We start from the raw sequence: 25,748 nt of genomic DNA on the forward strand, positions 1-25,748 counted from the left end.
GTAATTATTCAACTTTGGTTTTATATTTGTTGTAAATTAGTAATTCATTGATTCTGCCTCTTTTTGAGGCGACTACATTAATCGCTCTAGTGGCTTTAACTTCGATTACTTCATATCGCGGATCGTCGTAAAGAGATTTAATTAATGGGGAAGCTGAATTGCTAGCTAATACCTGACAACCTCTATCGGTTAAGCGATCGCAAAGTTTTTTTAATCTAATTTGTTCTTGCTCCCCAAAGCCGTTCATACTATAACCAGTGAAAGATGAGGTGTCGCTCATGGGATGATATGGGGGATCAAAATAGATGAATGCGCCCTTTTTAGCCGTGGCTACTGCTTGCTCAAAGTCTCCGTTAAGGATGCGACACCTAGCTTGATTAAGATAGGTGCTAATAGCTTGAATTACCGCAGGCTCAGCGATAATTGGGTTTTTATACTTGCCATAGGGAACATTAAATTGGCTGCTACTGTTGACTCTAAATAAACCATTGAAACAGGTTTTATTCAGATAGATGATCCTTGCTGCACGTTCTACGGCGGTACGTTGATTGAAGTCATCCTGGCGATCTTGTGCGCGTAATTGGTAATAATACTCAGAGGTGTTATTGGCTTGATGTTTTTGGCAGAGTTCTAGTAACTCCTGTGGTCGATCTTTAATTACCTGGTAACAATTAATAAGCTGCGCGTTGATATCACTTAATGTCGCCTTTTTTGGCTGTAAGGAAAATAGTAGCGCTCCTGCGCCAATGAATGGTTCGTAGTATTCAGTATATTTTGCAGGTAAATATTCTTTGATTACAGGTAAAAGTTGCCTTTTGCCACCCGCCCATTTAAGAAATGGTTTTGCTTGAGCTTGATGAGGTAATTGTTCAGAAAATGCGGTTTCTGGGGGAGAAATATTTTCTGACATGGTGAATTTACTTTGTAAGTAGGTGGGTGTAATTAAATTGGAAATGAGGTTAGGGAGTAACAAGTAACAAGTAACGAGTAACGAGTAACAAATAGCTCTAAGGGTAGGGGTTTGAGCAATTATTTTGCCTACCTACTTATGAATTGACTTGATGATTTTTAAACTTAGTTATTTTTGTATTCTTCGAGCAATTTAGGCAGATAATCATAGCCATCAACGCCAATTAAGCTGATAATTGGCGATCGCTGTTGTCCCAAGATATTGTTAAATTCTTCACCAATTTGTCCTTGCAAGATAGAGAGTAAACCCGCTACCTGTCGCCATTCTACAGAATTAATTTGATTAAGTAGATACATCCCTAAACCGCCGTAGGTAATCGCTGCTGCACGATCTTCGATGCTGTAATAGGCTTCGGCGAGATAGGAAAAGCTTAATCCTTGAAGATAGACATCACGGGAATACTGGGCTAATTCTGCACCTTTAGTTAAAGAAGCGATCGCCGAAGTGGGCTGTTCTAAGACGACATAAGCAATACCCAGGCTCGTATTACCAAAAGCTTGACTTTGAGAATCTCCCTGTTTTTGGGCTAGCTCAACTCCCTGTTCTAGATAGCGTACTGCTTCGCTATAATCTTCTGCTGCCATACTATCAAGCTGTCGGGCTGCAAATACTTTGGCATAACCTAAGTTAACCGATGCATTTGCCTCACCTAATTTGTCACCCACCTGTCGGGCTGCAATTAAAGCTCTTTGACTGTAGTTGATTGCTTCGCTGTAATTTTTTAGGTTTACATTGGTGCGACTAAGGTGATTGAGGCTGGCAATTTCGCAAGCATAATCGTTAGCTGCGATCGCAATTTCTAGGGCTTCTTCATGGAAAGCGATCGCCTTTTCATAATCTCCTGCCGTGCGCTGAGAATAGCCCAACAAAGTCAGGATACGGGCTTTATCTTCTGTTCCCTCTACCTCTTTTAAAGGCTCATCAAAGTAATCGAGAGTATCCTGGAGATAATCTCCTGAGAACGAGGCGAATACACCGCTGTACAAAGGAAAATCTTCTCTTTGGGCAAAAGTACGTAATATTTGCAGCATCACCAGAAAACAGCCATCAGCAAGAGCAGGTTGACTTATCACAAATGCCTGCCATAGCTCGCACCAAATTGAGGCAAAAGTCAGCAAGGTGCTATAGGAAAGTTCTTTACCAAACTTAGAGTTATAAGGCTGCTGATCGTACCAGGTGACTAATCCCCGCTGGAGATATTGCAGTAAAATTGCTAACTCAATCCAGGCTCGTAATTCTAAATTATTAGCGACTCTAGCAAAATCTATGGCTGATTGTTGCTGTGCCATAGTTTGAAATAACTGCTTAGGCAGAGGACTAGTGACTTTTTGCGCCCAAATCCGCCAAGGATTCGGTCTTTGCGCCCCAAACCCCGAGAAATTGCTCCCCGAACCATACATCCAACTGACTAAATCTCCCTCCAAGGTGGTAAATGACTCTAAGCCTGCGGTAATGCCTGTGGCTAGCTGTTGCCAATCTTGAGCTAACTCAGCATCCTCTTGGGTTTTGGCAGCAGCCTGAAGATTTTCTGCTAGCTGGCTTAATTCATCAATACTTAAAGGGTTTTCTTGATTAGGATCGAGAACATCCACTGTTCGGAGAAAATAATCTTCAGGATCTCCCGTAATAATCATCTGGGCGGTTTCTGAGATTTCTGCTGCTACTAAATTTTCTTCTTGCCAGCGCAGCCATTGCTTCTCAATAGTTTGTAAAGCTCTCAGTATTCTAGCTGCCTTAAGTTTAGTGTCCAACTGTGCCTCTGCGGTGTCGAGACGTTGACTCAAACAGCGTTCAAAAATTTCCCCTGTGCCAGTTTCCACTTGTTCCACGAGTATTCCGTAAACTCGCTCAACAGAACTTATTTTCCCTTGTAGAGTAAGTTCGACAATCTGGTCAATGAGGGCAAAATAGCGATCGCTTAATGATTCGGACACAATAAATATTTAGTGAGTCAAAAAAATATTATACCGTCTTGAGATGTGGCACTGAGTAAACATAACTAGAAATTACGGAAATTAGCCAACAGACTAGTTCAATGCTTAGATGAACCATATAATTGATTGTTACCGTCAAGTTATACGGTTAAATCCGCCATCGGCTAGAAATGACCCAAGCTAAAATCAAATTGTTTATTGTCGATCATGACTCCATTTTTCGTTTGGGGTTACGCACGGCGATCGCTCAATATGCTGATTTTGAAATTGTAGGGGAGGGCAACCTGAGTGAAGATACCCTGAGAGAGCTTACTCAAGGGATGGTGCTGAATGTTTTAGTGCTGGGCATTAGTTATACAGAGGCAGAGATTTCGAGTCTGGAGTTGACTCGGCAATTAAGACAGTTATATCCCCAGCTACCGTTGTTTTTATTGACTCCTAACTTTACGACGAAGCAAATAGCCAAGCTTAAGTCTTGGGGGGTTAAAGGTAATTGCGATCGCGGTGCCAGTATTAATAGTATTGTGGAGGGTTTGCACACCGTCGCCTATGGCAATACTTATTGGTCAACTGATGATGTTAGCCCCAAGCTTTGGCAACAGGCGTTAGCGAAAATTAGCAAGACAGGTAGAATTGAATTAGAACAAACGCTACAAGAAATAGAGCAAAAATTAGCTAATCCTTATCTATCTGATTGGGAACGAGTTTTTTTAGTAGGGCGTAAACGGGAATTACAGTCTGCGCGCTGGTTATCTAGTCGTTTAGTTGCGGAAGAAATTGTCTTACAAGAGGATTCAGCTACTATTGAGCCTGTTGCGGGCGCGATTGTACCAATTACCCCCACAGAGTTAGCACCCCTACCAGAATTTGCTGATTCTGCTAACAAAGCTATTTTTGAACGGGTAGTAACGGATATTCAGCTTGGGTTAAATAATCGCACCAAAATTCTCTTAGAAATCGATCTGCTTCAGCCCAAAATAGCCAAGAGTCTTTGTCATTTAATTCTGCAACGTCTGAGTGAAACTATTGCCCAAATACCGATCGCCTATACCTTAGATCGAGATTATACTGTTTATCTACAAGATCTCTGGCAATGGTCTACAGATAATTTTTTTGGGCAGCATTATGGGCAGTCAAATGAACAACCCCAGCTAGGGGAAATCTATGCACAAGAATTTGCTCTAGTTCAGCAAAATATCTTCAACGATCTCTATGGTATTCCCGAACTATTTGACTATCTCTTGGGTAAACCAGAGTTAATCATCGATAACGTTGTCTATCAATCAGATGATGCAGAAGCGATCGCCCGAATTGAATTTCTACTCCACAATTTAATTATTCATCTGGCTAACGGGGTGATGCAGGTAATCCTAAATAATTTTTACGATCTAGAAATTTTTAAATATCGGCTCTATCAAGCCGAGTACCGTAGCGATCGCGAACTAGCTCGATTTCGTAATCAACTATCTTGGCGATACCGTCAGGAGAATTATTTTACCCACCCGCAAAACATTTTTGAAAGTCGTCATCGTCTATTTGTGATTAACGCTGGGGCGATTAGAATTACTTATGTTTATGCTCCCCGTAAGGCTGAACTTGAAGAACTGACAGGCATCCCTTGGTTATCCACGATCATCATTGAAATTCGCGATGCGATCGCCCCTCTAGTACGTAAATTAATTGCTTTAGTAGGCAGTGGAGTAGTCTTTGTCCTAACTCAGGTAATTGGCAAAGGCTTAGGCTTAGTGGGTAAAGGTATCATTCAAGGAATTGGTAGCACGATCAAAGATGTTCCCCGCAAACAGAAAAAACCCTGACCTAGATTAATTTGGTACAGGGTTTGGTTAAATATCTTAGATAAATAACTCTGACATGCAAAAACTATTGATTATTGCGATTAGGATCGGAATCTCGATCTAATAAATCTTCTAGGAATTGGAAAGAAATTTCATCTGTCTCGTTGGTAGTTGTTTCTAGATTTAAGCTGTCCCGATCGGCATTAGGATCGTCACGGAAACTATCTTTGTCTAGAGTATCTAACCATTCAGAAATATTGTCAGTGTCTTGATTAGGAGTTTCCAAACTATCTAACCATTCAGAGATATTGTTCATATCGTTAGATTGATCTGGCAAACTGGTAATTTCTGCCGTATTATCACTTAATAAATCGAAATCAGCAGTATTAGCTGGATCGGTATCCTCAAAACCTAAATCATCGAGATTTATCTCCTCATCAAGCTCATTCTGCTCAGTATCGCTGACAAAACTACGTCTAGAAACTTGAGTATCCTCAAAGGTAATATCTTCTAGGTTTAAGTCGCTTGTAGCAGCATCATCAAAAGTGATTTCTTCGACAGTGGAACTAGTTGTGCGATCGCTGTCTACATCGTTAAGAGTAATCTCATCGAGAGTAAGATCGCTTGTATCAGTGGCATCATCAAAGGTGATCTCTTCAAGAGTGGCATTGATATTACTATCGAAATCGTCGAGGGTGAACCGATCGAAGGTCAAATCTTCGGTAGCAGTCGCATCATCAAAAGTAATTACTTCGAGACTTTCATTATCATCTATATTGATGTCATCTAGATTAATATCATCCCGATTCGCCAGATTATCTAGGGTAATTCCTTCTAAACTATTAACCTCATCAACGGAGGTGGCTTCAGCATCAGTACTTACATTATCAGTAACATTAGTGGGAGTAGTATCCTCTGAAAAATCGAAAGAGGTTTCAAAAGTTTCAAATTCTTGAATATCAGAAGTTGGTTGGTTATCTCGATCAAACATTCTTGACGCTGCTGCGCCACCCAAGGCTGCTGCACCTCCTGCTTGAGCTACGCCATGAATATTAGGATCTACATCAGTATCAGTTGATAAGTCAACATCAGGATTGGTTATCTCTGTGGTATCCGTAAAGCTTACCCAGGTATCAAGATCATCTGCGCGATCGCCAGTATTTAAATCAGTCTCTTGACTAAAATCAGTTGTCTCAAACTCAGGAGTGGTGATCTCTGTGGTATCTGCGAAACTTACTGAGCTATCCAGCTCCTCTACGCGATCGCCAGTGTTTAAATCAGTCTCTTGGCTAAAATCAGCTGTTTCAACTTCAGGAGTAGTGATCTCTGTGGTATCTGCGAAACTTACCGAGCTATCCAGCTCCTCTACGCGATCGCCAGTATTTAAATCAGTCTCTTGACTAAAATCAGTTGTCTCAAACTCAGGAGTAGTGATCTCTGTGGTATCTGCGAAACTTACTGAGCTATCCAGCTCCTCTACGCGATCGCCAGTGTTTAAATCAGTCTCTTGACTAAAATCAGCTGTTTCAACTTCAGGAGTAGTGATCTCTGTGGTATCTGCGAAACTTACCGAGCTAGCCTGCTCCTCTACGCGATCGCCAGTGTTTAAATCAGTCTCTTGACTAAAATCAGCTACATTGATTTCTGTATCTTCTGTAGTGCTATCTCCACGGTTAAACATTCCTAATGCTGCTGCACCACCAAGGGCTGCTGCACCGCCTGCTAGAGTCACGCCATCAATGCCACTGCTATCAATATTAGGATCTACATCAGTATCAGTTGATAAGTCAACATCAGGAATAGTTACATCTCCCACTGAATCGGGAAAAGCTACAGATGTATTATTTACCTGCGCACCTACATTTAAATCAGTATCCTGACTTAAATCTGGCATATTAACATCAGGCTCGACAGTATTAGATAAATCGAAATCACCACTAGTTACATCTCTATTAGTAGCGACTTCATCAGGTACGGTTATATCTCTTGCTTCCTCTTGAAGAACAAAATCACCTGGAAATTCTCTGCCGATATTTGCTTGAGTAGTTGCTGAATCGGTTTCTACTGTTGGTGTAGTCAATCCAGAAACACTGGTGTCTAAATTTGCTACATCAGGGCGTTCGACAACAGGATCGATCGCAGTTTCATTTTCTAATTCATGTTCTGAGTCTGGGAATCTTGAAACTGCTGCTCCACCTAGGGATATGTTGTCAATGCCTTGAGAATCAACATCATCATCATCTATTTGTAGATTGGTTGATTGATCGCCAACCTGCAATCTAGTTTCTTGTCCTGTGAACTCGCTAACAGGGTTAGAGGGTATTTCTTCAACTGAAGTTGATTCAGCCAAATCTAGATCTAAATCTAGATCTAAATCAGGATCGGCGACGTTTTCAGTTCTATTTCTTCTCCCTGCAAGGTTTGCTGCCACACCTCCTGCCAAAGCTGCACCGCCCGCTGTCATCCCAGCCATACCCATATTAGAAGAAGTATTTGCTGTATTCTCGGCAAGATTATTTACTACGTTGCCTGAGCTATTGACACCGACAGGAGGAACTCCACCACCAGGCGAACCTGGAGGATTAGGATTAGGCCCGCTATCTAGATTATTGATGTTAGAAATGTCGTTAAGAGCTGGTTCTCGATCGCTTTTCTTACGTCGGCCCAAAATGGCTGCTGCTATTAGAAAGATTCCCAGAATTGGCAGTAGCCACCACCACCAGTTACTTTTTTGGTTCTCTGCGTTTGTGCCTCGATCTACTTCTGCTTGGGCAATAGGAGCAACGGCTTCCCCATCAGCATTATTTTTTGAGGATAGAGATTCCCCACTTTGTTGAATGTTAGGGTTAACTTCCCCACTACCATTGACATTAGGGTTAACTTCCCCGCTTTGTTGAATGTTAGGGTTGACTTCCCCACTGGCATTAAGATCAGGGTTAACTTCCCCACTTTGTTGAACGTCAGGGTTAACTTCCCCACTGGCCTTGAGAGCAGGATTAGCTTCCCCACTTTGCTGAAGGTTAGGATTGACATCAGCATTGGCTGTGACGTTTTTGTCTACTCCATTTACCCCAACATCAGGCTTGCCTGCATTACCCAGAGATTCTACACCCAGGCTCCCAGCGATCGCCTTGGGAGCATTTTTAACAGTAGCTGTTTTAGTAGTTTGTAAAGCTACATTTTTACTGTCGGCGATCGCGCTATTCTTTTTACCCTCTACATCAGCTTCAAGTGAAGGTATAGCTGTATTTTTGCTAGCTAGATCGGACGCTGCTTTTGGGGCAATTGATGTTACCGCAGCCGCTGAGATTGAACCAACTCGATTAGCAATTACTTGTTTTCCGCCTTGAGTAGTGGCAAATCCTAGATATGCTTGCGCTGCTGTACTGGGAGTACCTTGATAAATTAGATTAAACGGTTCAGAGAAGGGATATCTGGGATCATCAGGCTGAGTTTGATGCATTGTGATGACTTTGACATCATCTCGTTTGATGACATCGTTAGCTACTGCATAACCAATACCATTTGTACCCAATTTGGCAATCATCGCCTCGATACTATCTTGCTTTAATTGATTTGCAGTCGAACCTGTCTTAAATTCTCCTGACTGAAACACAGGGTAGTTAGGAAAAGCTTGTCTAGTATCATTAATATTAGGAGCATCTATCAGCTGAATTGTGCCAGGAGTTCCGCCAATTTGCGCCCAATCAGTAATCTCACCTCTAAAAATTTGGGCAAACTGATCGATTGTTAAATTGCCATTGAACGGATTGTTGTTAGAGACGACGATCGCAATTTTTTCTCTACTAATAGGAACAGAGATAAATCCTTGTGCTTTTTCTGCTGTTGTTAAGACTCGACCTATTGCAGCGAGGTCAGCTTGACCTTCAGAAAGGCTTTTTAGCGCCGAAACAGAATCCTGGGTCTTAATATTAACTTTGGCTTGAGGATATTTAGCCGTAAAACTTTCCTTTAAACTAGTGCTAATACCATTAATACTATTAGAGGCAGCAATCTTGATTGTATCTTGGGGTAATTTGTCTGGCACAGCAAATGTATTCGGTGCCGAATCAGATTGAGCCAAGAGAAAAGCTTTGGCTGGTTCTGAAACACCTACCAAACTTAATAATATTGCTAATGTAGCTACAGAGTTATGTCTTTTATGTAACATTTTTATGTCTAAATTCTATCTAATTATTTGGTAATTAACTATAAAGGGCGAGTACCCTAGATCTGCATAGGAGTTATGTTCTTTTAAGTATTTCTAGTTAAATAAAAATACTCAGGCTATTTTAGCTAATTCATACTACCAAAAACCTTAAATTAATTCCAGAACTGTCAAATTTTGGCAGTAAATCTTTAAGAAAAACTTCTGAGCAACAATTATTATTTTCTGCAATTAATTTGACCCTGTAACCAGAATACATAACAGATTGGATTTTGCTTTTTGAGTTATATCGAATAACTCTGGTCGTCTTGAAAAGATAGGCTGCATGACGAACTATACTAAACTTAAGAATTAGTCAGCACAATTGCAATTAATCATTATGCCAGCCATTAAGAAAGGATCGTTAGTCAAAGTAGTTAAAGAAAAGCTAGAAGGTAGTGCAGAAGCTAAAGCAAGTGATACACGCTTCCCCTCATATTTATTTGACAGTAAAGGACAGATTTTAGAGCTGAGTGACGATTATGCTCTAGTCCAGTTTTATGTACCAACGCCTAATGTCTGGCTACGCTTGGATCAGCTAGAAGAAGCAAAATAGGGTATTGAGTAAAAATAACTAGATCTTCAATTTTTAGCCAAACAAGCTAATTTAATCCTGTTTTTGACGATCGGGCATGATAGTTGCGGTAAATATTGCCTTGTCAAAAATTGTATCTTCAATATCTGCATCTGTCAGATTAGTGTGGCTGAGATTAGCATTTTGCAAGTTAGCCCCTCGAAGATCTGCTCCTGACAGGTTTGCCCTGGTTAGATTTGCTCTGGTTAGATTTGCTCCTCTTAACTTTGCCTGCTGCAAGTCTGCGCCCTGAAGATCGGTGTAGCTTAAGTTTGACCAGCGTAGGTCACAGCCAATTAAACTAGCTTCAATCAAATTACTACCAAGAAAATAACCATGGCTTACATGAGTAGCGATCGCCTTGAGCCGATATAGGTTAGCCTGATAAAAACTGGCAGACTGTAATTCGGCTTCAAAAAAATTAGCTCCCGACAGATCCGCCCGATCGAAACTAGCCTTAACTAGATTAGTTTCGCTGAGATTAGCACGATTGAGCTGGGCTTGGGAAAAGTTGACTTGGGGTAATATTGCCTGTCTGATCGATGAACCAATGAGGTTTGCCTGACTAAAGTTTGCCCCTGGGCCTCGAACCAATCTTAGATCTGAGCCGATTAGATTAGCCTGATAAAAATCCGCATCAATTAAACAAGCCGACTGTAAGTTAACTCCAGTTAAATTCGCCTGCTTCAGGTCAGCATCAAGCAATTTTGCACCCGTTAAATTAGCCCCAGTCAGATTGGCTTGATTCAACTGTACGGCGGTTAAATCTGAACCCGCTAAACTGGCTTTAACCAAATAAGCCTTCGCTAGATTGACACCCCGAAGATCGGCATTAATCAAATCAATATTTGGCTGATGATGATTGTCTAACCAATTCATCCAACTTACTGCACCCTGTCTTAAATTAGTTAGATGCTCAATATTTGCCACGTCAAACTTACCTGCGATCGCTATCGTTTAAATTTCCTTAACTATTATCGCTGCTTTGTTACCAGTGACCAAGGTTAAAACTAAGATTAAAAATTTGGTTGACTTAAGTAGGTAGGCAAAATAATTGATCAAACCCCTACCCTTAGAGCTATTTGTCCTAAAGGATACCGCTCCGCATATTACTCGTTACTCGTTACTTGTTACTCCCTAACCTCATTTCCAATTTAATTACACCCACCTACTTAGCTACTCTTTTTTCTGCTGTAAAATCTCTCTGCCAGAAATACTTTCCAAGGCTGCTAAAGCTGCTGATGAGCCTGCAATAATGTCTCTTTCTTCTCCTCCTAGATATAAACGACCAAAACTACCAATGGACGTAACCTTAAGAATATTAATCAATGCTGCTTTCTCAGCTTCGTTAGCAGCTAGGGATGCATAGGCAGCAGGCTGCACTTCCAACACATATAAAGTTTGTCCTGCGAGTAACATCTGTCCACGACAGTCACGGTTAATTAGCTGGGCTTGGTAGGCATCTATATTGCGAATAATTTGGCTGGAGACAACGTTAGGTTTAAGACTATCCTGCTGTTTAACTCCCAAAGTTTCTAAAATTGCTCTCCCTGCCGCTTTTACTTCTCCCTGTCTGTTGGCATGAATTTCTAACAGTCCATATAGTCTTTCGACAAATTGAACTCCAGGGCGAACTACCGCCGACTTTAACGCTACATCTGTAATGCGATTAATCTCAATGCCAGGAGATATTTCAATCCACAAAGAAGCATCTCCTGGAAGGGGTAAAAATCCTGATGCCACCGTGCCAATATATGCTGCGTGCTGTAATTGCAGGCGATCTAAGTAGACATAACTGCGAAGTTCTACACCCAAAATCTCATTCCTCTTGTGACCATAAAATTATTACTTAAACCACCCTCCAGCTAACCAGTTTGTGTCCGCAGTTGTAAAGATAATTGAGCAGAAGTTGTAGAATTGGCTGGCACGACAAGCCATAATTGTTAAATTAAACACTTTTTTGTCCCCCGCCAATCAAAAAGACTTTTCGATTTGTGGATTAGAGTGTTTAGATAGTTATGTGTTTAAGTTTAAATCCTGAGATCAATAATCCAAATTTGCCAGATTTTAGATATGAATCCTTTTTTATTTGTAACTGATTTAGATAATACTTTAGTTGGTGATGACGCTGCGTTAGTAGAGCTTAACCAAAAACTAGCTGCCCATCGTCAACAGCATAACAGTAAAATTGTCTATGCTACTGGGCGATCGCTTTATCTCTATCGTTTATTAGCCGAAGCAAAATCATTACTCCCTCCAGACGCGCTAATTACTGCGGTGGGGACAGAAATGTATTTTGATCGGCAAGAGTCACAGTATGACCAAGAATGGGCAGATATTCTGGCTCAGGGATGGAATCGCCCAGAGATAGTAGCGATCGCCAGCCAGTTTATCGATTTACAGTTGCAGCCAAATTCTGAACAAAATCCGTTTAAAATTAGCTATTATCTGGCAGAAGCAGCAGCAGAATCTACCCTGACGAAACTACAAGCAGCCTTAGAGCAACAAGGTTTTGACATCAAGCTAATCTACAGTGCTGGTCAAGATTTAGATTTGTTACCCAAAAATGGTGACAAGGGTTTGGCAGTTCAGTTTCTCCGCCGTAGATGGCAAATTGCACCAGAACAAACGATAGTCTGTGGGGATTCTGGTAATGATATTTCCATGTTTGAAGGTCAAGAGAAAAGCTTGCTGGTAGCCAATGCCAAACCAGAGTTGTTGAAATGGTATGCAGCAAATAAAAATGATAATAATTATTTAGCTAAATCTGACTGTGCTGGAGGAATTATTGAAGGGTTGAAACACTTTGGTTTTATCTAAAATCTCTGTTCAGGAGTAATTACCGCTCTACCTACTACTTACTGTCTTCTACCTACTACCTACTACCTCCTACCTCCTACCTCTTACCTCCTATCTTTTAGCTTTTTCTCTTTTCTCAGCCTTGGATGATTGTGGCAAATCAGGTTTAGTTGGTTGAGTCGATTTAGGAATTAGAGTTCCGTACATGAGCTTGGTGGTGTAGGCGATCGCCATTAAAGACGTTATTAAGCCAATAATGGAAGCGGTAATCTGTTTTGGGTCATTGTTATCGCCTGACAGTAAATTAGTGCCGACAGAGGCTAAATAGACGTAGAGAGCAATGACAGGCAGCATTGCTAGCCAGGACACAAATAGATATTGCCAAAAGTTAATTTTAGTTAGGCTAAAGCCGTAGTTGAGTACATTAGAAGGGACGAGCGGTGATAGACGAGTTAAAAATACAATTTTCCAACCTTTTTTTGCTACTGCACGATCGAACTCCCTCCATTGAGGACGTTGAGCAACCCATTGGCTGATTTTCTTACGGGCTACTGTCCTCCCTAACTGATAGCAGACGGCAACGCTTAAGGTATCAGCTAAAGATACTAAAATTAAGCCAGGAATAAAGCCAAATAAGCTTCCCGCAGCCAAAAAAAGAAAAATTGCTGGTAAACCAACTAAGGTTGCTGCTAAATAAATACTAATAAAAGCGGGATACGCTAGGTATCCCAAAGAACTAAGCCAATGATGAGCTTGAGAAAGCCATTCTTGCCAAATAACCATAAGATTTTAAGATAATTGCTGCCTGACTATAAGTTAAAGCAGATCATGAAATTTAAAAATTGCTCGCAAGACATAATACAAGTTTTGGCAACAGTTGCAATAGTTGGTTGTGAACACTCGGAGTTTAACTTAAGAACAGGAATTTCTCAACGGTGTGACTTACCTACTTACTAATTAGGTAAGAGTACAATTTTTGGGAAACCTATAGATCTGTAAGCATGAAAATTCTCATTTTAAGCGCCAGAGATCTTCGCGGAGGCGCTGCCCGTGCTGCCTATCGTCTACATCAAGGCTTGTTGGCAAAGCAAGTAGACTCACAGATGTTAGTGCAGAATAAACTCAGCGACTGCCAGAGCGTCATTGCCCCTAAAAGCAAAATTCAACGGGGAATTGCTGCCACTAAGCCAGCCTTAGATCAGCTACCCCTCAATTTATATCGTCATCGCGATCGCGCAATCAATATCTATTCTTCTCAGTGGCTGCCCAATCAGATTGTCGCGCAAATTGAACAGATAAATCCTGATGTAATTAACCTGCACTGGGTTAATGGTGGTTTTGTCCCCATTGAAGCCTTAAGCAAACTTAAGCAACCGTTGGTTTGGACTCTACATGATATGTGGGCTTTTACTGGAGGATGTCACTATAGTGGCACATGCGATCGCTATATGCAGTCTTGTGGTGCTTGTCCTCAGTTGGGTAGCGATCGTCACTGGGATTTATCTCACTGGAATTGGCGACGTAAAACAAAAGCTTGGCAAAATTTAAACTTAACCGTGGTTACTCCTAGCAACTGGTTAGCTAGCTGTGCTAAATCTAGTTCTCTGTTCCAAAACTTCCCAGTGCAAGTTATTGGTAACGGCATCGATCCCCAGCTTTATCAGCCTCACGATCCCCTATTCGCGAGAAAAGTTTTTAACCTACCCACAGACAAAAAAATTATTCTGTTTGGTGCTTTAAACAGCACCCAAGATCGGCGGAAAGGATTTACTCTCTTGTTGTCTGCCTTAGAATACCTCAAATCTGCTCAACAGGCAGATCAAATCGAGCTAGTAATTTTTGGTGCATCTGAGCCATCTCAACCGATCGACTTTGGTTTTAAGACCCATTATATTGGACAATTAAGCGACGATGTGGCTTTATCTCTGCTGTATGCCTCAGCCGATGTTTTTGTCGCCCCTTCGATCCAAGACAATTTACCCAACACGGTTTTAGAAGCCTTGTTTTGTGCCACTCCTTGTGCTGCATTTAAGATTGGCGGGATGAGCGATCTCATTGAACATCAACAAAACGGATATCTTGCCCAGCCTGAACAGCCTCAAGATTTAGCCCAAGGAATTGACTGGATTTTAGCAGATGACACTAGGCATCAACACCTAAGAAAAAATAGTAGAGCTAAAGCGATCGCCAATTTTCAGCTGGAACAACAAACTCAAAAATACTTACAAGTTTTTACTGATTTACGTAGTAAGCTAGCACCATAATCCATATACAGACTAATTATATTAATGGCTAATGTTTAGTAGTATTTCTGTAGATATAGTCACAATTACTGCCAAAATTGACAACGCTCTGTTTGCTACCTTGAGTAACGTCAGTCAACAGAAGTATTACGCCATCAACCACATTGTGATTTACCATCATGCCAGTGATGTAGAGTTAAAGCGCTTACAAGCCTATAGTCATCGCCATAATTTTGCTTATTATCCCCAGGTAGGTTCAGGAATTGCTTCAGCTTTTAATGAGGGTATTCAGCACAGTCAAGGAACATTAATTTTGTTTCTTAACTCAGGAGATACTTTGATTACCGATGATGTAACTCAACGAGTAGTAGATTCTTACGCTCAAGATAAGTGGCTATGGGCAACGGGAGAAACTATCTCCCTCAGTCGCAATAAATATCTCAAAAGACACTGCAAGCAGCCGCAGGTTTGGCGCGAGACTTCATTCTGGTATGGTAATCCAGTTTGTCACCAGTCAACTTTCTATTCTCGACAACTGGTCGAAAAGATGGGACTGTATCGAGAAGATTTATCAATGGGCATGGATTATGAATACAATATCAGAGCTAATCTAATTGCTCATCCCACTTTGTTACATTTTCCTATAGCTTATTACGATACTACTGGTGTCTCATCCATCAAAGTTTTTCAGCAGTTTACTCATCACCGTCGTATACGCGATCATTATTTTAAGTTATCCTGGTTTAAGCGCTTAAAAGCGGATATTTATTGTCTGCTTAAATCTCTTTACCGATTAGCAATGATTCCAGCGAAGCTACTACTGTAAAAATTAAGCAGATTACCAATCAAGGTAAGGCTATTTTTTATCCTAGTAAATTACAGAATGCTACTTTGGTTAGAGAAAGAAAAGTCATGAGAAATAGTTAAATACAACTAGACAACAGATATAAATTTAGATATTTAACTGCTTTATGTGATTTATGGTGCTTTTGCGACAAATTTACTTACTAATGCTAAAAATATAAACTACCCCAGACCAGAATCAATATGAGTGTGAGCAAAAACCCATCTGTTTCGATCATCATTCCTACTTATAACGAAACTGACAATATAGAAGCAGTTGTCCAAAAATTTTTAGACTCGAAGTATCCTCACTTACTAGAAATAATAATTGTAGATGGAACTAGCACAGATGGAACACAAGGTAAGATTGAAAAATTATCTCGGATTCATCCTCAGATTAAGCTTTTAGATAATCCTCAGCGTATTCAGTCAGCAGCACTTAATATAGCTCTTAAAGCCTGCAAGGGTGATATCTATCTGCGGGCAGATGCTCATTGTAACTATGCTCCAGACTATATCGAGCAGTGTGTTGACGCTTTACAAAAATCTCAGGCAGTTAATGTTGGTGGTGCGCAACGCTTTGTGGCTGCCAATACTTTTCAAGCAGGAGTGGCTTTAGCTTCCCGCAGTCTCCTCGGCAGTGGCGGTGCTAGATATCGCAATCCTCACTACGATGGCTATGCCGAAACAGTTTTTCTGGGGTGTTTTTGGCGTTCAGTACTAGCGGATATTGGTGGTTATGAAGTTACGCGTAAAGAAGATTCTGAGCTAAACTTTCGTTTACTCAAGGCTTACGGTGAAAAAGCTATTTACATTAGCTCTCAAATAAAGGTTTGGTATTTTCCTCGGCGCAATTGGCTCGGACTATGGAGGCAATATATCAAATATGGTCGAGGTAGCTGTATTATGTCTGCTAGATATGCCGACACCTTACCTTTAAGAAACAAAATTCCCTTTTTTGGGATTATGGTGTTAACTACAGCTTTGATTGCTGATTTAATCATTTTCCACGGTGCTTTACACACTATTCCCGCAATTTTCTTGGGTATTTGCCTAATTGCTTTAGAAGCAGCTCGTGTAACTGCTAAGTATCATACTGGTTTCCGCGAAAAATTTTGGTCGAACCCGAAACAAGCAGCGCCTAATTTTATTAGTCGTTGGTTTTGGTGTACGATCGCGATCGCAACTATGCCAATCGCCCACTTTGTAGGGTTTGGCTATCAGCTTTATCTACGGAAAATTTTAGGCAATCAAGATAATTGCTTTTTTGAGTCAAAAAGTAGTATTCCTCGCAGTAATTCTCGTGCGAAACAGAAAATAAAGGCATAAAGTTTGCTTAAATGATCTAATGTTAGTGTCTTAGCGATTCAATTCAACAACTCGATTGGGTATGCTGGGGAAACCCCAGCACCCCTCTCGTTCAAAGCAAGGGTCGTTGGACTGCAAATCTTAATAGTTGGGAGAAAATTATGAAAGTTATTATCTTAGGAGGAGACGGTTTTTGTGGCTGGCCTACCTCACTGCACTTATCAAATCTCAACTTTGAGGTGATCATTGTTGATAATTTATCCAGAAGAAATATAGACAATGAATTAGAAGTTAGCTCTTTAACACCAATTGCACCTATTGGACAAAGATTGTCTACCTGGAAAAATATTACAGGCAAAGAAATTAAATTTTATAATCTAGACATTGCTGAGGAATACGATCGCCTGTTGAGTCTAATCTCTAGCGAAAAGCCTGATGCGATCGTTCACTTTGCCGAACAACGAGCAGCGCCCTATTCGATGAAGTCTTCTAAGCATAAGCGCTATACGGTTAACAATAACCTCAACGCTACCAATAACCTGCTTTGCGCCATTGTGGAATCTGGGCTAGATATTCATTTAGTCCACCTAGGTACGATGGGAGTTTACGGTTACGGTACAGCAGGAATGAAGATTCCCGAAGGCTATTTGGATGTAGAAGTTGTGACCGATAGTGGCGATCGCATTCAGCAAGAAATTCTTTATCCAGCAAATCCTGGTAGCGTCTATCACATGACCAAAACCCAGGATCAACTATTTTTTTATTACTACAATAAGAACGACGATATTCGCGTTACCGACCTCCACCAAGGAATTGTTTGGGGAACTAACACTCCTGAAACTTTGATGGATGAAAAGTTAGTCAACCGCTTTGACTACGATGGAGACTACGGCACAGTTTTAAATCGTTTTCTGATGCAGGCTGCTATTGGTTATCCTCTAACAGTTCATGGTACTGGAGGACAGACTAGAGCTTTTATTCATATTAAAGATACAGTTCGCTGTGTCCAGTTAGCAATTGAAAATCCCCCACAAAAAGGCGAGCGAGTCCGAATTCTCAACCAAATGACAGAGACTCATCGGGTAATCGATTTAGCTAAAATGGTCGCCCAAATGACGGGTGGAGAAATAGCCTATCTGGAAAATCCACGAAATGAGGCAGTCGAAAACGAACTATTTGTGAAAAACCAGCGTTTTATCGATCTAGGATTAGAACCCACTACCCTGAGTCAAGGATTACTGAAAGAAGTAACAGAGGTAGCTGGAAAATATACTCATCGTTGCGACAAGAGCAAAATTCCCTGCACTTCTTTATGGATTCAAAAACAAAAAGCAAAATCCTCAAGTAATGGTCTAGAAGCTGCTGAAACTACTAAAGTTTAGTCAACACTTGAGAGGATATCTGAAAAGTCTAATTGCTACGTTTCCAGTGGGTAGATCCCCCCTAGCCCCCCTTAACAAGGGGGGAATCGGAATCAAAGTCCCCCTTAACAAGGGGGATTTAGGGGGATCTGCTAGGGTCTAAGCATAACAGAATTGAGTTCTCAGACATCCTCTGAGGGTAATTCTGAGGGTGAGCAACATTGCTCACCCTTTTTTTTGGTTGATTTTGGAGTAGATACGCTTTTTCTAGAGCAGGATTATCAGATGACGATCATCGATTTATTGATGAGTTTTCTATGAGTTTTTTCATGAGTTTCTCATGAGATTTATTAGTATTAAGTCAAACTAATATCTAATGAGCAAACCCAATTTGATTTTGTTCAAAACTTAGACGACATCAATCGCGATCGCCCTCAGAAATTGGTAGATCGTTTATAAAGTAACCAACAAAAGCCATGTCTGATGTGATACTTCATGCCTTTAATTGGCAGTACCGAGAAATTATTGATCGCATTGAAGAAATACGCGAAGCTGGCTATGGTGCGATTCTCATCCCACCACCTCTGTATTCCGATCCTAATAATGAACAGTGGTGGCAACGTTATCAACCTAAGGATTACCGAGTTCTTTTATCCTATTTAGGAGGTAAATCAGAACTGCAAGAATTGATTGAGAGATGTCATCAGACTGAGCCAATAATTCGAGTTTATGCCGATATTATCATCAACCACATGGCGAATGAAAATCGAGAGGATCGCTTGAATTTCCCAGGAGCAGCTGAACTAGAAAGATATCGACAAAATGCCGCTTTGTTTGAGGAAAATCGTCTCTATGGAGATTTAAGTGAGGGATTATTTTCACCAGATGATTTTAATCAGTCAGGGGATATTAGTGATTGGTTAGATCGCAATCAAGTACAATTCTACGATTTATCAGGATTGCCCGATCTTAGAGATTCTCCTAGGGTACTGTCCCAGCAACGAGAAATGTTTGCTGCTTTGGTTCAAATGGGCTTTGATGGATTTCGCATTGATGCAATTAAACACATGAGTGAGGGGATGATTGATAATTTCGCCGATCGCGATTTTATGGCTGATAAATATTTATTTGGCGAGATCTTTACTGGTAGCGATCGCGAGGAAGAGATCTTTTTAGACCCTTTTCTGGTAGAAACTTGGATCCCCGCCTATGATTTTCCTTTATTTCAAACAATGCGCGCAGCATTTAGCTTTGGTGGTTCTCTGAGGAGTCTTGCCCGTCCTGAAATCGAAGGTAATGCCTTGCCGTGGAATCGAGCGCTGACTTTCGCGGTTAACCATGACATTCCTTATAATGATTCTTTTCGCTACTTGCTGCTAGATCGACAGGACGAGAATTTAGCTTACGTCTACATTTTAGGCAGAGACGGGGGTGTTCCTTTATTATTATGCGATCGCAATGAATCAGCAGTTAATCACCCTGAAGATCGCGATCGCTGGGCTAATGTCATCCAACGAGAAGATCTTAAAAGCGCGATTCAATTTCATAATGCCGTTCAGGGGCAACCCATGGCAATCTTGTATGAAAGCGATGTTGTACTGGTTTTTCGTCGCGGGAATTTAGGTATCGTAGCCATCAATAAAAGTGGAACAGAAACTTGGGTTGAATTTAGTACTTTCGGCTTAACCAATCCAGGTGTATATCAAGACCTAATTCATCAACACGAGATGGAGCTTTCCCAAAATCTTTTCACTCTCTACATTCCACCCAGGACGGCTCAAATGTGGTTGTTAGTGGTTAGTAGTTAGTCAAGTTATTAATCAATCGGTAAGACATAAAAAATTATTGTAACCAAAATGTTCAAATCTCAAAAACGGTATGATCATTTTTAGTGATTGAATTTATTATGTCTATCATGGAAATATTACTCCATCATTAATACCATGATTAGTTCGACGGTCAAATTCGTCATCAAGATAATTATACTTATTAATAATTTCGGCTCCTAAACGATTGGCATCAGACTCAAGTTGTTTACAAGTAGGACGTGATGCCATATTTTTAATTTTTTGTTCGATTTCGTTAGCAGCCCCAACACCCATCTTTTTGTGTCCAACTTCATGAGCTGTCAAGGCTTGCATATAGTTATCCCATTTTTGCTGTAACGCTTGAGGTAATGGGGTTGCAACCGCTAGTTTAGGCAAGATGTATTGAATATCTACTTTGGTTGTGACATTGGTAATTGAGCATCGACCATGAGACTCATTCCACCAAAAATCCCACTCCACATACCAGCTTGTCTGTGCATCATATTTAACTTTATTTTCCTGAACAGGAGTTTTTCGGTTCAAATCGTTTCTAATTTCTTTTGCTGTTCTACCACTAACTGAATAGTAATCTGTTTTTACCTCAACAATTGGTGATGCTACTACATCGATAGGCATGACAGCCACTGCAAACGACATAGAGGCAAACATTGTAATTCGCTTCATAATTATTTAACACTTTCTTATACTTAGTTTTGATTTTAAATAATCCTCATAAATTAGTGTTTTCAAGCAAAAAAAACGATCGCCTTCAAGCCAAAAGCGATCGCTTAATCCTTAATATCTAACTACTAAATAGCAACTTGGGAAGCTACTTTTGCCGACTCTTGTTGAGCAGCATAAAGACGGTTTAACGCCTTAATATAAGCCTTAGCAGAAGCGACGATAATATCAGTATTAGCTGCACGACCAGAATAGACCCGATCCTGATAGCGTAGTCGAATTGTCACCTCACCGATCGCATCGATCCCAGCAGTAACAGACTGTACCGAAAATTCAATCAGCTCATTGGGAATATTTGTCACGCGATTGATCGCCTTGTAAATCGCATCAACAGGCCCTGTACCAATGGCTGCATCGGTAAGTTCCTCACCATCAGGAGTGCGAATAGTTACAGTAGCAGTAGGTTGAGAGCGATCGCCACAGGATATTTGCACTAACTCTAAACGAAATAATTCAGGAGGTTGTCTAATCTCGTCATTGACAATCGCTTCAATGTCCCAGTCACTAATTTCTTTTTTCTTGTCGGCAACATCTTTAAAACGGATAAAGGCTTTATTGAGGTCGGTTTCAGAAAGTTCAAAGCCTAATTCAGCCAAACGAGTACGGAAAGCATTACGCCCAGAATGTTTACCTAAGATAATCTGTTGGTTATCATTCAAGCCAATAGACTTGGCATCCATAATTTCGTAGGTCAACCGATTTTTCAATACTCCATCTTGGTGAATTCCCGACTCGTGGGCGAAGGCGTTTGCACCGACAATTGCTTTATTGGGCTGTACTATTACCCCAGTGCGGTTAGATACTAGACGAGAAGTTTTATAAATCTGCTTGGTATCTATATTAGTTAGAGGATCGGTAGATTCTGCTGGTCTACCTAAAAAGGGATTAAAGTACTGACGGCGCACATGAAGCGCCATTACCAACTCTTCTAAAGCAGCATTTCCTGCTCGTTCACCAATACCGTTAATGGTACATTCTAACTGTCTAGCGCCATTTTTAATTGCTTCAAGGAAGTTAGCTACAGCCAAACCCAGATCATTATGACCATGAACGGAAACAACTGCTCGATCAATATTTGGTACATTTTCACAGATACCTTTAATCAAGTCCCCAAATTCTGTCGGAGTCGTATAGCCAACAGTATCGGGAATATTAACCGTAGTTGCCCCAGCAGCGATCGCCGCTTCTAATACTTGATACAGATACTCTGAGTCAGTCCGCACCGCATCCATGGGGGAAAATTCCACATCATCCATAAAGGACTTGGCATAAGCCACCATCTCTTGAGCAATGTCTAAAACTTCACTACGAGATTTCTTCAATTGATATTCCAAATGAATATCAGAAGTCGAAATAAAAGTATGAATTCTACCCTTAGCAGCAGGTTGAAGTGCTTCGGCAGCAGCCTCAATGTCCGCTTTAATAGCTCTAGCTAAACTACAGATCACAGGGCCGTTTTCAGTTCCCACCTGCTGCGCAATTTTCTGTACAGCTTCAAAATCTCCAGGACTAGCAAAAGCAAACCCAGCTTCAATTACATCAACTCCCAGTCGGGATAGAGAATGGGCAATTTCCAGTTTTTCTTCAACGTTGAGGGTTGCCCCAGGAGACTGTTCTCCATCTCTTAAGGTGGTGTCGAAAATAATAATGCGGTTGTTTGAATTGTCCATAGTCCAAATACTTTGGGGGAATTTGCAATATTAAAAATTATAGGCGATTTGTCCCAGAGGATGAATGCCGAATAAGTAAAATTATAGGTATTTATTCTTTCCCATACTGATCGAGGCGATCGCCTCAAAATTATTAGTGTAAGAAAAGTAACTTGCAAAGAGCAAAAATTCTACGAAGAATATCAATTAGGTTAATGATAAGCCGATCGCACTACTCATAAAATTCCTCAACGTGCTTTTTGCAAAAATTCTTCTGGATTGATGTTTGCTTGTTTTAAAATAGCCCGCAATGTTCCTTCAGGCAAATCACCTGTATGTTTGGGAATTGTTGTATAGCAATTTGTTTCAGCATTAAACCAAATTTCATGGCTACCAGCAGCCTGACGGTGAAATTCAAATCCAAATTCTTGCAAAACTTTAATGATTTTGCGATATTTAAACCCTGATAGTCTTCCCATAACTAATTACTGACCAATCACTAAGGGATAGTCAAAAGAATCTGCAATAGGATTAAGAGTTATGTTTGTCTGGGATTCGATTAGCTTGTGAGCAACGTCGCGAGCAATTTCTAGAGTTTCGGCAATGGTTCTACCCTGAACAACAAGTCCTTGAAGGTCATCTGTCGTTGCTAAATAATAACCTTCTGGAAGTTTCTCTATGTGCAAATTAATAATTTTTTCCATTCCTTAGTTTGCTTTATTTAATCAACTTTTATTTATATATTTTATGCGTGAAAAGCAGAATTAAAAAATTCAGCATAAAGCGATCGCTTTTTCAAACAGAGCAGACGTAAGGCGATCGCTGTACTGCTCAAGCTCCGTTGTGAACCCAGCTAAGTTTCAGAAAGCCTTATACTAAAACGTAGTAAAATTGATGTATTTTATAATTCTTATTTTAAATTTCGATAATATGAAACTTTTAGTATCGTTCATCGCCTCGACATTTTTATTTTCTGCTACTTTGGGTTTATACCCAATTATCTCTACTGAAAAAACGACTGTTCAAGCCCAAGAAGCAAACCTTAACTCTGCCGAAGCTTACTATAATCGCGGATTTTCTTACGCTGAGCAAGGTAAATATGAATTAGCTATTGCTGACTTTAACCAAGCAATTAAAATCGATCCTAATAATGCGCTACCTTATATAGGTCGAGCAGACTTGTACGTTGTGCAAGGTAAAAATAAGTTAGCCAGAACCGATTTAGAAAAAGCAAAACAGTTACTTCGAGTTCAAGGTGATGCAAGTGCAGTCTTGACAGAAAAGGTTGATCACTTGTTGAGAGAACTTCCTTAGAAATTAATCAACTTTTAGATAATTTCTTTTTAAATAAATCAAGCGAGCTAAATCGTCATCGCCAAAATTATGCTTAAAGCGATCGTTTATCCTTTAGGGCTTTTTTCAAAGTATCAGATGTAAAGCGATCGCTCTAGGGAAAAGTTTCGCGATCGCTAAAGAGAAGCCTAATCTCGCTTATCGACTCGATAAAGTTTTTTGAGTTTTGTTTCTCGCCTCAACAACCAGCCAAATTTCCTGCCACCGATCGATGATTATTTGTCTCATTTTGTTGGATTGCCATTGAGGAATACTACGGGTTTGAGAGTCTTTAAGTTGAGTCATGATCTTATTTTTCAATCTAAATCTAAAAAAAGCGGATATTTAGGAGTAACATTTGGTTTGTGCTAATTTTCTCGTGGGAGTCTTGCCACCATTGGGTTTCATACAATGCTAAGAAAAAGTATGATTCCAAGCTTGAGCAGCATCATTAAATAATCCAGCTTGACTAGTGTCGCCAGCGATCGCTTTAATGACCTTATCAAGGGACTTGCTATCTAAGTCTGTTCCCTTGACGGCATCATTGTATTCACTAACAATTGGTGATCGTAACGTAGTTTCGAGTAATAAAAAATACTCATCCCCTGGAGGGGGAATAGGTCTACTTGAGCGTCAACGAATTGAGACTAACCCTGTTTTAAACAAGTAAAGACTTTACTAAGTAGGTAGGCAAAATAATTGATCAAACCCCTACCCTTAGAGCTATGTGTTACTCGTTACTCGTTACTCGTTACTTGTTACTCCCTAACCTCATTTCCAATTTAATTACACCCACCTACTTATTTCCCCGCAGTAGCCACTTGTTGCTTTTTCTCTGTTCTACGTCTTGGTATTTCATAAGAGTAGAAATCATAAGCTAGTTTAGTCTGCGGAAAAATTGCTCTCGCCTCTTGCTTGAGGTCATTCAACTGGATCGGGTTTCCTGGAGCATAACGAGGACTAAAGTGAGTCATGATTAACTGTTTAACCCCAGCTAATAAAGCTACCTGGGCTGCCATCGTGGTTGTGGAGTGCATTTTTTCAAACGCCATCTGTGCATCCTGATGGGCAAAAGTTGCTTCATGAATTAAAACATCTGCATCCTGAGCTAATTCTACTGCCGCCTCACAAAATACCGTATCGGTACAATAGACAAACTTACGTCCCACCTCTGGTTGACCACATAAATCTTGGCCGTTAATTTTTCGACCATCTTCTAAGGTAACTACTTGTCCTTGTTTTAACTTGCCGTAAACTGGGCCTGGAGGGATGCCTAATGACTTAGCTTTTTCCAGGTTAAACATTCCAGGACGGTCTTTTTCAACTACGCGATAACCGTGAGCAGGAATGCGATGCTTTAATAACTGACAGCTAACGCTAAATTCATCATCTTCATAGAGTAAGCCCGTTTTAACCGTATGAATTTTCAGGCGAGAACCAAAATTCATATAAGAATACTTAGCAGCAGCATGAAGATATTCTTTTAATCCTTCGGGGCCATAAATGTCGATTGGTTGACCAGTTCCAGCTAAGCCACAGCTAGCAATTAAACCCATCAAGCCAAAGGTATGATCGCCATGCATATGTGTGACAAAGATGCGTCGAATCTGAGAACTTTTTAGGTCGCTACGCTGAAGCTGATGTTGTGTTCCTTCTCCACAGTCAAACAGCCACACCTCAGCACGTTGAGGCAGACGCAGGGCTACACTTGAAACATTTCGCGATCGCGTTGGTACTCCAGAACTAGTACCTAAAAAAGTTATTTCCACGCTAGTTTGAACAATGAACAGTAATCAATCAACAGTGAATAATTATCTTAGCAATTAAGTACGACCCTTGAAAATATTTAAGTTTCGCTTTTTCCTTTTTTTCTTTCCCTGTCTTCACCAGGAAGTTAATTGATTAAATGTAGAAATAATACAATTGCTCAATATTTATTCATGATATCCATAATATATATATTTCAATCGTTAATAGATTCCCATAAAGGATCGATTTATCTATTTTTCCTACCGATTAATTGTGAACAATGCCAAGATAAAAGAATATTTAATTATGTTCAAAATTCTTCTAACATTAGTTAGGTAGTTAAGTAAAATATTACGTTTTAAACATATAGCTATTTATTTGGCAATTAAATTTAAGGCTTACTTAATTTTCTAGAAGAAATAAGTTGCAATTTT

22 protein-coding genes are annotated in these 25,748 nt (G+C 40.3%); 9 read left to right on the top strand and 13 right to left on the bottom strand.

Annotation, left to right across the window (positions count from 1 at the left end; all coding sequences use genetic code 11):
* Positions 1-4: 4 nt before the first annotated feature.
* On the bottom strand, positions 5-910 hold the full coding sequence (locus tag KME09_16065) for a DNA adenine methylase (GenBank protein MBW4535451.1): 906 nt from the start codon (positions 908-910) through the stop codon (positions 5-7).
* Between the two features lie 164 nt (positions 911-1,074).
* Complete coding sequence (locus tag KME09_16070) at positions 1,075-2,904, bottom strand: tetratricopeptide repeat protein (GenBank protein MBW4535452.1); 1,830 nt, start codon at positions 2,902-2,904, stop codon at positions 1,075-1,077.
* A 170-nt stretch (positions 2,905-3,074) separates the two neighbouring features.
* On the opposite strand from KME09_16070, the gene KME09_16075 reads away from it, so the two are divergent.
* Positions 3,075-4,721 (top strand): DUF3685 domain-containing protein, encoded by a 1,647-nt coding sequence (locus KME09_16075; GenBank protein MBW4535453.1) that lies wholly within the window; start codon positions 3,075-3,077, stop codon positions 4,719-4,721.
* Between the two features lie 64 nt (positions 4,722-4,785).
* Here the strand turns inward: KME09_16075 and KME09_16080 are convergent, their stop codons facing one another.
* Complete coding sequence (locus KME09_16080; protein MBW4535454.1) at positions 4,786-8,871, bottom strand: substrate-binding domain-containing protein; 4,086 nt, start codon at positions 8,869-8,871, stop codon at positions 4,786-4,788.
* Positions 8,872-9,247: 376 nt separating this feature from the next.
* On the opposite strand from KME09_16080, the gene KME09_16085 reads away from it, so the two are divergent.
* Positions 9,248-9,463 carry an NAD(P)H-quinone oxidoreductase subunit O gene (locus KME09_16085; GenBank protein MBW4535455.1) on the top strand — a complete coding sequence of 72 codons (216 nt, stop codon included), beginning with the start codon at positions 9,248-9,250 and terminating at the stop codon, positions 9,461-9,463.
* Positions 9,464-9,514: 51 nt separating this feature from the next.
* Here KME09_16085 and KME09_16090 read toward each other — a convergent pair whose 3' ends face one another.
* Together KME09_16090 and KME09_16095 are read right to left on the bottom strand one after the other, a co-directional pair.
* Complete coding sequence (locus KME09_16090; GenBank protein ID MBW4535456.1) at positions 9,515-10,411, bottom strand: pentapeptide repeat-containing protein; 897 nt, start codon at positions 10,409-10,411, stop codon at positions 9,515-9,517.
* 246 nt (positions 10,412-10,657) lie between these two features.
* Positions 10,658-11,296: a hypothetical protein gene (locus KME09_16095; protein MBW4535457.1), complete on the bottom strand. Its 639-nt coding sequence runs from the start codon at positions 11,294-11,296 to the stop codon at positions 10,658-10,660.
* A gap of 258 nt (positions 11,297-11,554) precedes the next feature.
* Here KME09_16095 and KME09_16100 point away from each other — a divergent pair, with 258 nt between their 5' ends.
* A complete protein-coding gene (locus KME09_16100; GenBank protein ID MBW4535458.1) occupies positions 11,555-12,301 on the top strand; it encodes a sucrose-phosphate phosphatase in 747 nt (248 codons plus the stop codon).
* Between the two features lie 90 nt (positions 12,302-12,391).
* On the opposite strand, the gene KME09_16105 is transcribed toward KME09_16100, so the two are convergent.
* Positions 12,392-13,063, bottom strand: a complete 672-nt coding sequence (locus KME09_16105) for a TVP38/TMEM64 family protein (GenBank protein ID MBW4535459.1) — start codon at positions 13,061-13,063, stop codon at positions 12,392-12,394.
* A 218-nt stretch (positions 13,064-13,281) separates the two neighbouring features.
* On the opposite strand from KME09_16105, the gene KME09_16110 reads away from it, so the two are divergent.
* From KME09_16110 to KME09_16130, 5 genes are all read left to right on the top strand, one after another.
* Positions 13,282-14,544, top strand: coding sequence for a glycosyltransferase family 4 protein (locus KME09_16110; protein MBW4535460.1), 1,263 nt, complete (start codon positions 13,282-13,284; stop codon positions 14,542-14,544).
* Between the two features lie 31 nt (positions 14,545-14,575).
* Entirely contained in the window at positions 14,576-15,349 is a 774-nt protein-coding gene (locus tag KME09_16115) for a glycosyltransferase (protein ID MBW4535461.1), read from the top strand.
* 221 nt (positions 15,350-15,570) lie between these two features.
* Complete coding sequence (locus KME09_16120; GenBank protein MBW4535462.1) at positions 15,571-16,695, top strand: glycosyltransferase family 2 protein; 1,125 nt, start codon at positions 15,571-15,573, stop codon at positions 16,693-16,695.
* A 140-nt stretch (positions 16,696-16,835) separates the two neighbouring features.
* Entirely contained in the window at positions 16,836-18,056 is a 1,221-nt protein-coding gene (locus KME09_16125) for an NAD-dependent epimerase/dehydratase family protein (GenBank protein ID MBW4535463.1), read from the top strand.
* A gap of 455 nt (positions 18,057-18,511) precedes the next feature.
* Complete coding sequence (locus KME09_16130; GenBank protein MBW4535464.1) at positions 18,512-19,843, top strand: alpha amylase C-terminal domain-containing protein; 1,332 nt, start codon at positions 18,512-18,514, stop codon at positions 19,841-19,843.
* A gap of 105 nt (positions 19,844-19,948) precedes the next feature.
* On the opposite strand, the gene KME09_16135 is transcribed toward KME09_16130, so the two are convergent.
* From KME09_16135 to KME09_16150, 4 genes are all read right to left on the bottom strand, one after another.
* The gene (locus KME09_16135) at positions 19,949-20,500 is read right to left on the bottom strand and encodes a DUF922 domain-containing Zn-dependent protease (protein ID MBW4535465.1); all 552 of its coding nucleotides are present in this window, start codon (positions 20,498-20,500) and stop codon (positions 19,949-19,951) included.
* A gap of 152 nt (positions 20,501-20,652) precedes the next feature.
* Complete coding sequence (locus KME09_16140) at positions 20,653-22,254, bottom strand: 2-isopropylmalate synthase (protein ID MBW4535466.1); 1,602 nt, start codon at positions 22,252-22,254, stop codon at positions 20,653-20,655.
* A 227-nt stretch (positions 22,255-22,481) separates the two neighbouring features.
* Positions 22,482-22,712, bottom strand: coding sequence for a type II toxin-antitoxin system HicA family toxin (locus KME09_16145; GenBank protein ID MBW4535467.1), 231 nt, complete (start codon positions 22,710-22,712; stop codon positions 22,482-22,484).
* Positions 22,713-22,718: 6 nt separating this feature from the next.
* On the bottom strand, positions 22,719-22,937 hold the full coding sequence (locus KME09_16150; protein MBW4535468.1) for a DUF1902 domain-containing protein: 219 nt from the start codon (positions 22,935-22,937) through the stop codon (positions 22,719-22,721).
* 226 nt (positions 22,938-23,163) lie between these two features.
* Between KME09_16150 and KME09_16155 the strand changes: the two genes are divergently transcribed.
* Complete coding sequence (locus KME09_16155; GenBank protein ID MBW4535469.1) at positions 23,164-23,547, top strand: tetratricopeptide repeat protein; 384 nt, start codon at positions 23,164-23,166, stop codon at positions 23,545-23,547.
* Between the two features lie 177 nt (positions 23,548-23,724).
* Here KME09_16155 and KME09_16160 read toward each other — a convergent pair whose 3' ends face one another.
* From KME09_16160 to KME09_16170, 3 genes are all read right to left on the bottom strand, one after another.
* The gene (locus KME09_16160; GenBank protein ID MBW4535470.1) at positions 23,725-23,871 is read right to left on the bottom strand and encodes a hypothetical protein; all 147 of its coding nucleotides are present in this window, start codon (positions 23,869-23,871) and stop codon (positions 23,725-23,727) included.
* Positions 23,872-23,979: 108 nt separating this feature from the next.
* A complete protein-coding gene (locus KME09_16165; protein ID MBW4535471.1) occupies positions 23,980-24,183 on the bottom strand; it encodes a hypothetical protein in 204 nt (67 codons plus the stop codon).
* 182 nt (positions 24,184-24,365) lie between these two features.
* A complete protein-coding gene (locus tag KME09_16170; protein ID MBW4535472.1) occupies positions 24,366-25,334 on the bottom strand; it encodes a ribonuclease Z in 969 nt (322 codons plus the stop codon).
* Positions 25,335-25,748 lie beyond the last annotated feature (414 nt).

Source organism: Pleurocapsa minor HA4230-MV1, assembly GCA_019359095.1.
GTDB classification, from domain to species: domain Bacteria; phylum Cyanobacteriota; class Cyanobacteriia; order Cyanobacteriales; family Xenococcaceae; genus Waterburya; species Waterburya minor.

Bases quoted from the DNA above. Each gene is read 5' to 3' on its own strand.
- KME09_16065 (MBW4535451.1), bottom strand. From the start codon at position 910: ATGTCAGAAAATATTTCTCCCCCAGAAACCGCATTTTCTGAACAATTA.
- KME09_16100 (MBW4535458.1), top strand. From the start codon at position 11,555: ATGAATCCTTTTTTATTTGTAACTGATTTAGATAATACTTTAGTTGGT.
- KME09_16125 (MBW4535463.1), top strand. From the start codon at position 16,836: ATGAAAGTTATTATCTTAGGAGGAGACGGTTTTTGTGGCTGGCCTACC.
- KME09_16075 (MBW4535453.1), top strand. From the start codon at position 3,075: ATGACCCAAGCTAAAATCAAATTGTTTATTGTCGATCATGACTCCATT.
- KME09_16120 (MBW4535462.1), top strand. From the start codon at position 15,571: ATGAGTGTGAGCAAAAACCCATCTGTTTCGATCATCATTCCTACTTAT.
- KME09_16085 (MBW4535455.1), top strand. From the start codon at position 9,248: ATGCCAGCCATTAAGAAAGGATCGTTAGTCAAAGTAGTTAAAGAAAAG.
- KME09_16150 (MBW4535468.1), bottom strand. From the start codon at position 22,937: ATGGAAAAAATTATTAATTTGCACATAGAGAAACTTCCAGAAGGTTAT.
- KME09_16135 (MBW4535465.1), bottom strand. From the start codon at position 20,500: ATGTCGTTTGCAGTGGCTGTCATGCCTATCGATGTAGTAGCATCACCA.
- KME09_16080 (MBW4535454.1), bottom strand. From the start codon at position 8,871: ATGTTACATAAAAGACATAACTCTGTAGCTACATTAGCAATATTATTA.
- KME09_16115 (MBW4535461.1), top strand. From the start codon at position 14,576: ATGTTTAGTAGTATTTCTGTAGATATAGTCACAATTACTGCCAAAATT.
- KME09_16105 (MBW4535459.1), bottom strand. From the start codon at position 13,063: ATGGTTATTTGGCAAGAATGGCTTTCTCAAGCTCATCATTGGCTTAGT.
- KME09_16155 (MBW4535469.1), top strand. From the start codon at position 23,164: ATGAAACTTTTAGTATCGTTCATCGCCTCGACATTTTTATTTTCTGCT.
- KME09_16160 (MBW4535470.1), bottom strand. From the start codon at position 23,871: ATGACTCAACTTAAAGACTCTCAAACCCGTAGTATTCCTCAATGGCAA.
- KME09_16130 (MBW4535464.1), top strand. From the start codon at position 18,512: ATGTCTGATGTGATACTTCATGCCTTTAATTGGCAGTACCGAGAAATT.
- KME09_16145 (MBW4535467.1), bottom strand. From the start codon at position 22,712: ATGGGAAGACTATCAGGGTTTAAATATCGCAAAATCATTAAAGTTTTG.
- KME09_16110 (MBW4535460.1), top strand. From the start codon at position 13,282: ATGAAAATTCTCATTTTAAGCGCCAGAGATCTTCGCGGAGGCGCTGCC.
- KME09_16140 (MBW4535466.1), bottom strand. From the start codon at position 22,254: ATGGACAATTCAAACAACCGCATTATTATTTTCGACACCACCTTAAGA.